This window comes from Paenisporosarcina cavernae (assembly GCF_003595195.1).
In the GTDB taxonomy this organism is placed as follows: Bacteria; Bacillota; Bacilli; order Bacillales_A; family Planococcaceae; genus Paenisporosarcina; species Paenisporosarcina cavernae.
Genome location: NZ_CP032418.1, coordinates 1,064,477 through 1,077,766 on the forward strand (window position 1 = coordinate 1,064,477; position 13,290 = coordinate 1,077,766).

The following is a 13,290-nucleotide window of genomic DNA, read 5'->3' on the forward strand; positions in this document are numbered from 1 at the left end:
GATTATGAAGAGAATAAGGAAGAAAAGAGGATTAAACATGTTCGTATCCGCGATTGAATCAACTTTGTTACTTGAAGCAAGTAAAATAGAAGAGAAGTTACGTGATTCTTTTTCGAAAATAGAAGAAGTCGCTTTTTACAATCAAGAGAAAGTTTTACATGCTTTCCACGATGAGAAAATAAGTGATCAACATTTACAAGGTTCCACTGGTTATGGATATGATGATCATGGGAGAGATGCATTAGAACGAGTTTATGCAAAAACGTTTGGGGCAGAAGCGGGACTTGTTCGCCCTCAAATCGTTTCTGGTACACATGCCATTACGCTAAGTCTCTTTGGTGTGTTACGACCTGGTGATAATTTATTATATATTACCGGTAAACCGTATGACACGCTGCATTCAATCGTCGGTGCAAAAGAGAAAGATACGGGCTCATTATCCAATTTTCACATAGGGTATCAACATATCGATCTACTCGATTCAGGTGAAATTGATTGGAAGCGTGTGGAGGCGGCTATACATAGTTCCACTAAAGTAATTGCAATTCAACGTTCAAAAGGCTATGCCAATAGACCATCTTTTTCTGTGGAAGCTATTGGAGAAATGGTGAAGAAAATACGTTCCATCAAAAAAGATGTCATTATTTTTGTGGATAACTGTTACGGGGAATTCGTCGAAAAACTCGAACCTACTAATGTAGGTGTTGATTTAATGGCGGGATCGCTCATCAAAAATCCTGGAGGTGGGATCGCTAAGACTGGTGGTTATATTGTCGGTAGAAAAGACTTAGTGGAATTATGCGCTTTCCGATTAACTTCCCCAGGACTTGGTGCGGAAGTAGGCGCTTCTTTAAACGCATTACAAGACATGTACCAGGGTTTCTTTTTAGCTCCTCATATTGTGTCTCAAGCTGTAAAGGGCGCAACTTTTACGTCTGAAATATTACAACAATATGGTTTTACCACTTCACCTTCTTCCAAAGAAAACAGAACGGACTTAATTCAAAGCGTTACGTTCCACTCGGCTCAAGAAATGATTTCCTTTTGCCAAGTGATTCAACAACAATCACCAATTAATGCTCACTTCTTGCCTGAAGCTGCTTATATGCCTGGCTATGAGGATGATGTTGTGATGGCAGCTGGAACATTTGTACAAGGATCTAGCTTAGAATTGACGGCTGACGGACCAGTACGACCTCCATATACCGCTTATATTCAAGGAGGTTTAACGTATGAACATGTTAAACTTGCCATATTAATGGGTATAACTACTATATCAAAGAAAAAATAAAAAAGTCGAAAGACTTTTTTTATTTTTGTGTTAGAAAACCTCACATATGTTTGACAGAAAACATAACATGAGATAAGATTAGTTTCATGGAGGAATGGTAATGACGAAAAATATACGTAAATCTATGGCATTACTTCCAATGAGTATTGTAATGAAACTAACAGAGCTAACGGCTCGGCAAATTCGTTACTATGAAGATCATTCTTTATTAGTACCAGCAAGAACTGAAGGTAATAAACGAATGTTTTCTTTGAATGATGTCGATCGTTTGCTCGAAATTAAAGACTTATTAGACCAAGGAATTAATATCGCAGGTATTAAAAGGATTTTCGAAATGAAAGATCAACCGGTGGAGTGGGCAAGCAAAGCACCTTTATCGGATGCAGAATTACGAAAAATGTTACGAATTGAGATGCAAGAAGCAGGAAGAATGAATCGTTCTTCGCTAAGACAAGGGGATTTATCTCGTTTTTATCATTAGAACGAGCCAATATATTAAGTAGGAGTGTGGAAAATGAGTAAGTACACAAAGGAAGACATTAAGAAGTTTGTTAAAGAGCAAGACGTGAAGTACATTCGATTACAATTTACTGATATTCTTGGCACTATTAAAAATGTAGAAATTCCAGTTAGTCAACTTGATAAAGCACTCGATAACAAAATGATGTTTGACGGCTCGTCCATTGAAGGATTTGTTCGTATTGAAGAATCGGATATGTACTTAGTTCCTGATTTAAATACTTGGGTTGTATTCCCATGGATTGCCGGATCTGGAAAAGTGGCTCGTTTGATTTGCGATATTACAAAAGCGGACGGGACTCCGTTTGAAGGAGATCCGCGAAATAATTTGAAACGTATTTTAAAAGAAATGGAAGAACTAGGTTTCACTAACTTTAACTTAGGACCTGAACCTGAATTCTTTTTATTTAAATTAGATGAACGTGGCGAACCTACACTTGAACTTAATGATCACGGTGGTTATTTTGATTTAGCTCCGATGGATTTAGGAGAAAACTGCCGTCGTGATATCGTGTTGGAGTTAGAAGAAATGGGATTTGAAATTGAAGCATCCCACCATGAAGTAGCTCCTGGTCAACATGAAATTGACTTTAAGTATGCCGATGCTGTTACAGCATGTGACAATATCCAAACCTTTAAACTAGTGGTAAAGACCATTGCACGAAAGCATGGTTTACACGCGACGTTTATGCCTAAACCGTTGTTTGGGGTGAATGGATCTGGTATGCACTGTAACGTCTCTTTATTCAAAGGGAAAGAAAATGCGTTTTACAATGAGAAAGCGGATTTACAATTAAGTGAAACTGCATTTCAATTTATGGCAGGAATTTTAAAACATGTGCAAGGGTTTACCGCAATCACTAACCCTACAGTAAACTCTTACAAACGTTTAGTTCCTGGGTATGAGGCTCCTTGTTATGTAGCATGGTCCGCCCAAAATCGTAGCCCATTAATTCGAATTCCTTCTTCTCGTGGCTTGAGTACACGTGTGGAAGTGCGTTCCGTAGACCCTGCAGCAAATCCTTACTTAGCGATGGCTGTTATTTTAAAAGCAGGCTTAGATGGAATTAAAAACAAAATGTCACCACCAACAGCTGTCAACCGCAACATCTATGTGATGAACAAAGAAGAGCGTTTAGCAAATGGCGTACAAGATTTACCTGCTACTCTATATGCGGCATTAGAAGAACTTTCTAAAAACAACGTGATTCGCGATGCACTTGGTGAACATATTTATGCAAACTTTGTTGAATCGAAAGAAATTGAATGGGATATGTTCCGCACTGCTGTACATCCGTGGGAACGTGAACAGTACCTAAAACTATATTAATTTGTCTGAAAGCCGGAGTGACTTGCTCCGGCTTTTTATAATGTTATGGGGAAAGCATGTGACTAGGGGGAAAATTTAAGAATCAGAACGATAGGAAAGAAGAGAGGTTTTAAGAGAAGCGTAGGAACCGATTGCTGCATATCCATAGAAAGTTCCCATAAAAATTCCAGCTACAAGGTGCCCTTTATGGCTGATCAAAATAGAGATAAGAAGTCCTATAATTAAGGCGACATAAGGAATAAATTTTTTCTTTGGTTTAAAAAACCCTTTAATCAGTTGAGTTAAAATAAGCACTACTGGTACTGCGATGACTGCATCCCAGAAATTTGTATGTATTAATGGAAAGTCCAATTATATTTCTCCTTTCAATCTGTATACTACATAAATCATCGGCAATTAAATGCATAAGAAAACATGAAATAAAAAGCATAAACAACAATTTCTTCCTTAGTATGGCAACAGATGAAAAGTTTATGTATAAAATAAAAAAAGCGTCATATCGACACTTTTTATAGTAAAAATGAAAATTGAATTTTGTCTTTAGAGAATAAGAAGATGAAATTAGTGTATATGGCGATAAACCCCAACTACTTTTCCTAGTATGGAAACTTGATTGACGATAATTGGTTCCATTGACGAATTTTCAGGTTGAAGACGGAAATGCGTTTTTTCTTTGTAGAAACGTTTTACTGTCGCTTCGTCATCCTCTGTCATCGCGACTACAATATCTCCATTGTTGGCAGTCTGTTGTTGTTTTACTACGACATAGTCTCCGTTAAGTATTCCAGCTTCAATCATACTGTTCCCCATTATTTCAAGCATAAAAAGTTGATCTTCTGATGTTCCAAATGTTTCTGGCAATGGAAAAAATTCTTCAATATTTTCAATGGCTGTAATTGGAAGTCCAGCTGTTACTTTCCCTACCATCGGTACATGTAAAACGTTTGAGGCAGAATAAGAAAGCTCCTCTTCTCCAATAATTTCAATAGCACGAGGTTTCGTAGGGTCTCTTCTAATAAGTCCTTTGCTTTCTAATCTTGCAAGATGACCATGAACTGTAGAGCTAGAAGCTAAACCGACTGCTTCTCCAATTTCTCGTACGGATGGTGGATATCCTTTTTTTCGAACTTCTTCTTTAATAAAAGACAAAATATCTTCTTGTCTCTTCGACACTTTTTTCATCTCATTTCACCTCGTATTGGAATGCCTGCCTATATTTCTAACTAAATTATACAAAATGTGAATTAAAAATGCAAACATAGGTTCGAATTTTATTGTTGACAAGGACATATGTTCGCATTATGATAAGAACATATATTCCGAACAAACATTCGCATAAAGGAGAATCACGATGAAACGATTAAAATCTTTTTCTTTTTTATTACTATTAATTTTCATAACAGTTATTGGCTCCACAATCTTTATTGGAAAGGTTTCAGATTCTAAAACGAGTTCGATTGAGTTAGTGATTCAAGAAGGGGATACCCTTTGGACTTTATCCGATACGTTTAAAGGAAATTCATCAAGAGAAGCATGGATTGCAACAGTGATGGATATGAATAGCTTGCGAACGCAACATATTGAATCTGGAGCTACACTTGCTATACCTGTAAATTCGATTCCTTATGTGCATGATGAAGGAAGAGAATACGCATCTAAATGAAACAACGTGACACGAATCTAGCAGTGTGCTATACACGTGTCTCTACTACGAAAGAGACGCAACATACTTCCTTGCTTAGACAAAAAGAAGAGTTAGAAAAATTTGCGGTTAGTCATCAGCTTCAAATCGTACGTTATTTTGAAGATACACACTCCGGATATGAATCCGATCGTCCAGGTATGTTGGAACTATTAGATTTCATCAGGAAAAAAGACATTCAACATGTTCTCGTTCAAGATGATACGCGCTTAGGCCGTGGTCACGCAAAAACAGCAATTCTTCATCTTCTTATGAAGTCTTCAGTTACGGTTCATACACTTCAAGATCAAGGCATAATGAAATTGAATGATATGGATACGATGATGCTCGATATCTTGTCTATCGTGGAAGAGTATCAACGTAAAATTCATAACGCTAAAATTCGTCGTGGTGTACGAAAAGCAATCAATAATGGATACAACCCAGCACAGAACTTATCCAATCAAGGAAATAAAAAAGCGAGCGAGCGAGTCGAAGCACCAATTGAAACAATTGTGAAAATGAAAATTGAAGGCAACACATTTGAAGAAATTACGAAACGTTTAAATGACATGGGATACGAAGTAAGTCGTGCAACCGTTCATCGAAGATATCAAGCATATAAAAAGAAGTAAAAGGCAGATTACTTGCACTTTTGCTTCTTTTTTTCTATTCTTTAAGATTGAGGTGATAGAAAATGTTATCAAAAGACAAAATGGATCGAATTAACGAGTTATCGAAGAAATCAAAAACAACCGGTTTATCTATAGAAGAAGCAAAAGAACAGACTACCTTACGAAAAGAATATTTAGAAACGTTTCGTTCATCTATGAAAGGCATGATTGAAAACGTCACAATTTTAGATCCAAATGGAGAAGACGTTACTCCAGATAAAGTGAAAGAGTCTCGAAATAAGAACCTTTTGAATTAAATGAACTTTCTTCAAATCGTTGTCTTTGCATGCAGAATTGACTAAACTAGTCTAAGAACGTACTTATACATTGAAAGGAAGTCATTCATGTCTACACAATTAGATCAATTATCCATTAATACTATTCGTACTTTATCAATTGATGCAATTGAAAAAGCGAATTCAGGTCATCCAGGCTTACCAATGGGAGCAGCACCAATGGCTTACACTCTTTGGACAAAACATATGAACCACAATCCAAAGAATCCAAATTGGTTTAACAGAGACCGTTTTGTTTTATCTGCAGGCCATGGTTCTATGCTCCTTTACAGCTTACTGCACTTAAGTGGCTATGGCTTGTCGTTAGACGAATTGAAAAACTTCCGTCAATGGAATTCTAAAACTCCAGGTCATCCGGAGTTTGGTCACACTGTTGGAGTAGAGGCAACAACTGGTCCACTTGGACAAGGTATTGCGATGTCCGTTGGTATGGCAATGGCTGAAAAACACTTAGCTGCTACGTATAATAAGGAGAAGCACACCATTGTTGATCATTACACGTATGCACTTTGTGGTGATGGAGATTTAATGGAAGGTGTGGCAGCAGAAGCTATTTCGTTAGCAGGTCATCTTCAGTTAGATAAATTAATTGTATTGTATGATAGCAATGACATTTCATTAGATGGAGATTTAGAAAAATCATTCTCTGAAAATATTCAAAAACGTTTTGAATCTTATGGATGGAACTATCTGCATGTAGCAGATGGTAATTCTGTGGAAGAAATTTCTTCTGCAATTGAAAATGCTAAAAAATCAACAGGTAAACCAACACTTATTGAAGTTAAAACTGTTATTGGTTTTGGATCACCAAACAAATCTGGTAAATCAGATGTTCATGGTGCACCTCTTGGAAAAGATGAAACACTACTAGTAAAAGAAGCATATAAATGGACGTTTGATCAAGATTTCCATGTTCCAACAGAAGTGTACAAACACTTTGAATCCTCTATTCATTCATTAGGACAAGTGGTGGAAGATACGTGGAACGAAGAAATGGCTTCCTATGAATCAGCGTATCCAGAATTAGCAAAACAGCTTAAAGTAGCTATAAGTGGGGAACTACCAAGTGACTTCGATAGCGAATTTCCTTCCTATGAGGTTGGAAAATCAGTTGCCACACGTTCTTCTTCTGGAGATGCAATCAATGCAATAGCCAAGACGGTTCCTTCATTCTTTGGAGGTAGTGCAGATCTAGCAGGATCTAACAAAACTTCTATCAAAGGAAGCGCCGATTTTTCTGCCGAGTCGTTTGAAGGAAGAAACATATGGTTTGGTGTTCGTGAGTTTGCCATGGGTGCTGCTTTAAATGGTATGGCGTTACATGGAGGATTGCATGTATTCGGTGGTACATTCTTTGTATTCAGTGATTATGTTCGCCCTGCAATTCGACTTTCTGCTTTAATGGGATTACCGGTGACGTATGTATTTACACATGACAGTATCGCAGTAGGGGAAGATGGTCCGACACATGAACCGGTAGAACAATTAGCTTCTTTACGTGCTATGCCAGGTTTATCTATCATCCGACCTGCTGATGCAAACGAGTCAAACGAAGCTTGGAAAGTAGCGGTTCAATCGAAAAATGTACCTACAGTTCTTGTATTGTCTCGCCAAAACTTACCAGTATTAGAACACACAGCGTCTTTGGCTAAAGATGGTGTGGAAAAAGGGGCATACATTGTGTCACCTTCTTCGAAAGAACTAGCAGATGCAATGATATTGGCAACAGGTTCTGAAGTATCGCTTGCAGTAGAGGCGCAGAAAGAATTAGCATCCGAAGGAATTGATGTTTCGGTTGTTTCTATGCCATCATGGGATAGATACGAAAAACAAGATACAGCCTACAAAGAAAGCGTTTTACCTAAGTCTGTCAAAAAACGTCTTGCGATTGAAATGGGTTCATCATTTGGTTGGGAGCGTTATACTGGAGATGAAGGTAGCATTCTTGGAATTGATCGCTTTGGAGCTAGTGCGCCAGGGGAACAGGTAATGGAAGAATACGGATTTAGCAAAGCGAATGTTGTCGCACGTGTTAAATCATTATTAGGAAAATAAGAAATAAGTAGACAAGGTAATGGGTTATTCCATTGCCTTGTCTTTTTTTGGAGCGTATACAATCTAAGGTCCATTCTAATGCTTTTTTACTCGAAGTTCGCATACCGAATCGAGATAAGTTTCCTCATTTAATTCGAGCAGTAGTAGTTGCGGATGAAAAAATAGAATCACCATTTCGTTATCACGCCAAATTTCATCAATCATTTTATCATTTCTACATCGCTCTTCGACAACCTTTTCAAGTTCCTTCCGCTATGATGTAAAAAAGGGGTGGGACTTGTGAGAGAATATATAGTGATTCATGTAAAAGAAGAATATGTGCCATTTATTCATGGAAAGGAAAATCATATTCATGAATTATTTACGGATACATATAGCTTGAAAAAAGAAATTCCACTGGAATTTATGTATGTATGCAAAGAGTTATATTGGGAAGAATTTATGAATGTAGTTGCAAGTCAAACCCAAGAGGACTATGTGCACTTTTCCATCAACAAACCGACGATTTTTATGCATCATCCTATTAAAGGGGAGGCGAACATTACTATTTTTGATCAGTTCATTCATATTAGCTGTAAAGGAAATGCAATGCTCGATTTAGATATTTTTTCTTTATTGTCTAAAACGTCTAATACGTACTTTGCTTTTCAGAAAAACTCCAAATCATATGGGTGGTTACGACCAATCAAACATTTCGTCTAGAATAGACCAACTATTTCATGTATAATCCATCTTGGAGAGAATTTCTCGTTTAACTGCAAGAAGGAGGGAAACTACATGAGTTTAGGCTTAGCAATTACATTAATTGTTGTCGCGCTATTAGCTGGTGCTGCATTAGGGTTTTTCATTGCTCGTCAATATATGATGAAATATTTAAAAGACAACCCACCAATCAATGAACAAATGCTTCGAATGATGATGACGCAAATGGGTCGTAAGCCATCAGAAAAGCAAGTGAAACAAATGATGGCTCAAATGAACCGCATGCAAAAATAAAAAGATGCTTGAACTGTAACTTCTACTTTTTCTGTAGTCGTTGCAGTTTTTTTATTTATAAAAAATAGTGATCATTGAACGGTCGTAGTTAACTAAAAGGTGCATTTTCAAGACGTAAAAAAACTTCAACGAAGACATCTCATTGAAGCTGTGATTACTATTCATCATTTCTATAAATGAAACTCTTCTAAAAATTCATGGATTGTCTGTTGATATTCCTCTGGGTTCATATTATACGATTGTGCATGAGGTCCGATATCAAATAATTTTAGTTTTTTGTTAGACGGTTTCGCCTTGTAAAGCTCAATTGTCATTTCCGGTAAGATAAAGTCGTCCGGTAAGCTATGGATAAATAGCATAGGATTTTCTATGTTGACGACTGCTTCTCTCGGTGAGACAAGGCGCATAGAATACCCATCTCGCACGCGCAAAAAAACATCTGCTAATTTTAAAGCAAGGCTAGATCGAAGTGGAGTCTCTTTTCTCATTAAGTAGAGAAGTTGATCCGTAAAGTCCGAAAATGGGCAATCGGCGATATAAAAATCTGCGCCATCTTCTAACGTGCCTGCATATAAAATGGTGGTAGCTGCTCCCATTGATTCTCCGTGAATTCCGATAACTGCCTCTGAACCTGCATGTTCTTTTACAGCTTCTACAACATTTTGTAAATCCATTTTTTCATAATGCCCAAAACTAGTCGTTTTACCGCCAGAATCTCCATGACGTCGATGATCATATACGACGGAATTAAATCCTAACCGCTCGAAAAGACGTGCATATTTCATTGAATTAATTTTATTTTCCGTGACGCCGTGACAGATAATTACATAATTTTTCGTTTCAAGTGGTTCTAAAAATACGGCTTTGATTTGATATCCATTGTTGGTGTCTATCCATTTTTCTTCTTTTTTGACCGTTTGAAACCATGCCTCGTCGAAGCGCTTTGCATTTAATTCTCGATCAAGAATAAATTGATCTTCCTTTTTCTTTAAATACATTAAACGGCTTGTAAAGATGAACCCAAATAGAGTAGCAGCTGTTGTTAATAAGGTTGATACAATACTAGTAATCCAGAAAATTCTTTTTCTCACGACTAGCCCCCCTGATTTAAACACTTTTCGATAACGTATACATACCCGTTTCGATAGGTCTTGAGACATACGGCTCAATAATTTTTACTGCCTCAAGTAATTTGTCAAGTTGGATTCCTGTTTCAATGCCTAGTCGATCGAGCATATTTAAAACATCCTCCGTTGCAACATTACCTGTAGCACCCGGTGCAAAAGGACAACCTCCTAAACCACCAGCGGAACAGTCATAACGATGAATGCCTGCTTGTAAGGCAGCATAAATATTCGCTAAACCCATTTTTCTCGTGTCATGAAAATGAGCAGTTAACAAAACGTTTGGAAGTTTTTCACTTATCATAGAAAAGAGTTCATAACTCTCTGATGGACTAGCCATTCCAATCGTATCTGCTACACTCAATTCATCTACGCCCATATCCACAAATTGCTGGCAAATCTCATAGGTTCTTTCTGGTTCGATTTTCCCTTCAAACGGACAGTAAAATGCGGTAGAAATACAAGCACGAACAAAAATATCTTGCTCTTTTAATTGGCGTATTAATGGACGCAGCTCCTCCATACTTTCCGAGGTTGTCTTATTTATATTTTTCTTATTAAATGAGTCACTGACACCTACAAATACCGCTATACTTTTCACCCCGAGTTCCATAGCGGAATGAATTCCTTTTTCATTTGGGGTTAACACAAATTGACGACCTGATTGCGTTACACTTTGGACGATTTCTTTATGGTCACTCATTTGTGGCACCCATTTAGGAGAGACAAATGACGTGATCTCCATCTCTGTGATACCTGCACGTTGTAATGCTTTTATAAATTGTAATTTGACTTCTGTAGGAACGATTCTTTTTTCGTTTTGCAATCCGTCTCTTGCTCCTACCTCGATAATTGTCACATTCTTTGGTAAACTATTCATGTAAATCCCCTCCATTTCTATTGTATAGACGTGTGGGGAAATTAAGCAATTTATTTCTGTTAAATTAAAGGGGATAGGACGTATGTATTCAAAAGAAGTTGTGATTGTAAGCGCTGTTCGTTCAGCGATCGGATCTTTTCAAGGAGCTTTAAAAGACATATCTGCTACAGAACTTGGTGGAATTGTCATTAAAGAAGCGATTAACCGTGTGGGATTGAATCCAGAAGAAGTGGACGAAGTAATAATGGGGAATGTACTGCAAGCAGGTTTAGGTCAAAATCCTGCTAGACAAGCTTCTATTAAAGCTGGTTTGTCAGAAACAGTACCTGCTATGACGATTAATAAGGTATGTGGTTCAGGATTGAAAGCAGTCCATTTAGCTACCCAAGCAATTGTTTCAGGAGATGCAGATGTTGTTATTGCTGGTGGAATGGAAAACATGAGTCAAGCTCCTTATTTATTAATGAATGCTCGCGATGGTTTCCGCATGGGCGATCAAAAAGTCGTGGATAGCATGATTTCGGACGGTCTATGGTGTGCGTTTAATGATTATCATATGGGTATTACTGCTGAAAATTTATGCGATCGTTACTCGATTTCGCGGGAAGAACAAGATGAATTTTCCGCGCGATCACAAGCAAGAGCGGCTGCTGCAATTGAAAGTGGTAAATTTAAGGATGAAATTGTGCCAATTGAAATTCCCGTTCGAAAAGGGGATCCAATTATTTTTGATACGGATGAATACCCGAAAAAAGGAACAGACGCAGAAAAACTAGCGAAACTCCGTCCAGCATTTAAAAAAGAAGGTTCCGTTACAGCTGGTAATGCTTCCGGCATTAATGATGGTGCTGCTGCACTAGTCGTCATGTCAAAAGAGAAGGCAGATCAACTTGGTTTAACCCCACTTGCATCTATCGTTGTAAATGCTTCTGCCGGCGTAGACCCATCTATCATGGGAATTGGTCCTGTTCAAGCGGTGAAAAACGTTTTAACAAAGTCAAACTTATCGCTAGGTGACATGGATTTAGTCGAGGCAAATGAAGCATTTGCTGCTCAATCGATTGCTGTGGATCGTGAATTGTCATTTGATCACGAAAAGTTAAATGTAAATGGCGGAGCCATTGCGCTTGGGCATCCAATCGGTGCAAGTGGAGCGCGCATTTTAGTTACATTGCTTCATGAAATGCAAAAACGTGACGTAACATATGGACTTGCTACACTATGTATCGGTGGTGGACAAGGCGTTGCAACAATTGTGAAAAAGTAAGAAGGTGTAAACAATGAATGATCAAACTTTAGAACAACTTCAACAATTAAAAATAGACTTAAAAAATGTCGAAAAAGAACAAGAGAAAGCACGACATGAGAGAGAAGCAAAAGAAAGACGAATGCGAGAAAAAAACAAATCTTTCGAGGAATTGTTTAATGAGCATGGCATGAAAGGTTCAAAGTATTAGAAGAAGTGAGCTCCTTACACAAAAAGGAAAATTCCTAGGTAATAAAAAAATATCCGGACGAATTCGACATGTTTTTAAGAGTTGAATTCGTTCGGATTTTTTACATACGTAAATAGTTCTTAGCATTATTCTCGATGTTCTTCGTAGGTATCTAAAGGATATTGGGCTAAGATTGATTGAAAAACATGATCATTTATTGGAGTAGAGTAAGCTTTTAGCGATTCTTCTATCTGTTTGACATGGCTAGCCCCTACTAAAGCCGTACTTACCTCAGGGAAGGATAGAATATAGCGGAATGCACTAGCATAAAGCTCAGGGGAAGCAGTTAGTTCACCCTTTGATAAAGGACCACGAGCTATTACGTTAACTTCTTCTTTGGCTAATAACGGAAGCCATTCTTCTGGACGTCGATCCTTTAAACTCAATTGCATCATCACCGATACAGCTGATGAGTCAGTAATAAACCGCTTAATCACATTAGGACGAATCGACGAGATCCCGTATTCTAGGATAACCCCTTCTTTTTTCAACGCTTCCATTGTATGAACTACTTCTTCTAAATTATCTTCCATTGTACCGCCATGCAGCTGATACAAATCAATATAATCTGTCTTTAATCGAGTGAGACTTTTGAATACACCTTCACGAATATGTTGAGGGGAGGAATCAAAATGCCAGGTTTCCCCGTCTTTATTCCAAACATTCCCTACTTTAGTGGAGAGAATAATCTCTTTTCTTTTACCTTGCAGCCACGAACCGACAATTTCTTCGTTCTTTCCTTTGTCGTATAAATCTGCAGTATCAAAATAACGAATTCCACCTTCATATGCACTGTCTAAAATTTCATGTGCATCGGTGACGTTTGTTGGGAGTGACATGCAGCCAAAACCTAATTCCGTTACTTGAAGGGAACTTTTTCCTAATTGACGAGTCTTCATAATCGTACCTCCTTTTTTCCATGGTACAATGAGCAGTATCTATTTAGAA

General features: G+C 37.7%; 16 protein-coding genes. 11 read left to right on the forward strand and 5 right to left on the reverse strand.

The window, feature by feature from the left end; all coding sequences use genetic code 11:
* Nucleotides 1-37: 37 nt before the first annotated feature.
* The 3 genes from D3873_RS05290 (at nt 38) to glnA (ending at nt 3,140) form a co-directional block, all read left to right on the forward strand.
* Entirely contained in the window at nt 38-1,291 is a 1,254-nt protein-coding gene (locus D3873_RS05290; protein WP_119883063.1) for a methionine gamma-lyase family protein, read from the forward strand.
* A gap of 100 nt (nt 1,292-1,391) precedes the next feature.
* Complete coding sequence (locus D3873_RS05295; RefSeq protein WP_119883064.1) at nt 1,392-1,772, forward strand: MerR family transcriptional regulator; 381 nt, start codon at nt 1,392-1,394, stop codon at nt 1,770-1,772.
* A gap of 33 nt (nt 1,773-1,805) precedes the next feature.
* Nucleotides 1,806-3,140 (forward strand): type I glutamate--ammonia ligase, encoded by a 1,335-nt coding sequence (gene glnA, locus D3873_RS05300; RefSeq protein ID WP_119883065.1) that lies wholly within the window; start codon nt 1,806-1,808, stop codon nt 3,138-3,140.
* Between the two features lie 75 nt (nt 3,141-3,215).
* On the opposite strand, the gene D3873_RS05305 is transcribed toward glnA, so the two are convergent.
* Both D3873_RS05305 and lexA read right to left on the reverse strand, forming a co-directional pair.
* Nucleotides 3,216-3,491: a hypothetical protein gene (locus tag D3873_RS05305; protein ID WP_119883066.1), complete on the reverse strand. Its 276-nt coding sequence runs from the start codon at nt 3,489-3,491 to the stop codon at nt 3,216-3,218.
* 210 nt (nt 3,492-3,701) lie between these two features.
* Nucleotides 3,702-4,322: a transcriptional repressor LexA gene (gene lexA, locus D3873_RS05310; protein WP_119883067.1), complete on the reverse strand. Its 621-nt coding sequence runs from the start codon at nt 4,320-4,322 to the stop codon at nt 3,702-3,704.
* Between the two features lie 169 nt (nt 4,323-4,491).
* On the opposite strand from lexA, the gene yneA reads away from it, so the two are divergent.
* The 6 genes from yneA (at nt 4,492) to D3873_RS05340 (ending at nt 8,842) form a co-directional block, all read left to right on the forward strand.
* Nucleotides 4,492-4,803 (forward strand): cell division suppressor protein YneA, encoded by a 312-nt coding sequence (gene yneA / locus D3873_RS05315; RefSeq protein ID WP_119883068.1) that lies wholly within the window; start codon nt 4,492-4,494, stop codon nt 4,801-4,803.
* A complete protein-coding gene (locus D3873_RS05320; RefSeq protein ID WP_119883069.1) occupies nt 4,800-5,456 on the forward strand; it encodes a YneB family resolvase-like protein in 657 nt (218 codons plus the stop codon). The genes yneA and D3873_RS05320 overlap by 4 nt, the downstream gene beginning before the upstream one ends.
* Nucleotides 5,457-5,518: 62 nt before the next feature.
* On the forward strand, nt 5,519-5,752 hold the full coding sequence (locus D3873_RS05325; protein ID WP_119883070.1) for a DUF896 domain-containing protein: 234 nt from the start codon (nt 5,519-5,521) through the stop codon (nt 5,750-5,752).
* 87 nt (nt 5,753-5,839) lie between these two features.
* Complete coding sequence (gene tkt, locus D3873_RS05330) at nt 5,840-7,846, forward strand: transketolase (RefSeq protein ID WP_119883071.1); 2,007 nt, start codon at nt 5,840-5,842, stop codon at nt 7,844-7,846.
* A gap of 279 nt (nt 7,847-8,125) precedes the next feature.
* On the forward strand, nt 8,126-8,548 hold the full coding sequence (gene sirA, locus D3873_RS05335; RefSeq protein ID WP_162920140.1) for a sporulation inhibitor of replication protein SirA: 423 nt from the start codon (nt 8,126-8,128) through the stop codon (nt 8,546-8,548).
* Nucleotides 8,549-8,623: 75 nt separating this feature from the next.
* A complete protein-coding gene (locus D3873_RS05340) occupies nt 8,624-8,842 on the forward strand; it encodes a YneF family protein (protein WP_119883073.1) in 219 nt (72 codons plus the stop codon).
* Between the two features lie 170 nt (nt 8,843-9,012).
* On the opposite strand, the gene D3873_RS05345 is transcribed toward D3873_RS05340, so the two are convergent.
* Together D3873_RS05345 and D3873_RS05350 are read right to left on the reverse strand one after the other, a co-directional pair.
* On the reverse strand, nt 9,013-9,933 hold the full coding sequence (locus D3873_RS05345; protein WP_119883074.1) for an alpha/beta hydrolase: 921 nt from the start codon (nt 9,931-9,933) through the stop codon (nt 9,013-9,015).
* Nucleotides 9,934-9,949: 16 nt separating this feature from the next.
* Nucleotides 9,950-10,846, reverse strand: a complete 897-nt coding sequence (locus D3873_RS05350; protein ID WP_119883075.1) for a hydroxymethylglutaryl-CoA lyase — start codon at nt 10,844-10,846, stop codon at nt 9,950-9,952.
* Nucleotides 10,847-10,928: 82 nt separating this feature from the next.
* On the opposite strand from D3873_RS05350, the gene D3873_RS05355 reads away from it, so the two are divergent.
* Nucleotides 10,929-12,113, forward strand: coding sequence for an acetyl-CoA C-acetyltransferase (locus D3873_RS05355; RefSeq protein ID WP_119883076.1), 1,185 nt, complete (start codon nt 10,929-10,931; stop codon nt 12,111-12,113).
* Nucleotides 12,114-12,126: 13 nt separating this feature from the next.
* Entirely contained in the window at nt 12,127-12,303 is a 177-nt protein-coding gene (locus D3873_RS05360; RefSeq protein WP_119883077.1) for a YqkE family protein, read from the forward strand.
* Between the two features lie 125 nt (nt 12,304-12,428).
* On the opposite strand, the gene D3873_RS05365 is transcribed toward D3873_RS05360, so the two are convergent.
* A complete protein-coding gene (locus tag D3873_RS05365; RefSeq protein WP_119883078.1) occupies nt 12,429-13,241 on the reverse strand; it encodes an aldo/keto reductase in 813 nt (270 codons plus the stop codon).
* Nucleotides 13,242-13,290 lie beyond the last annotated feature (49 nt).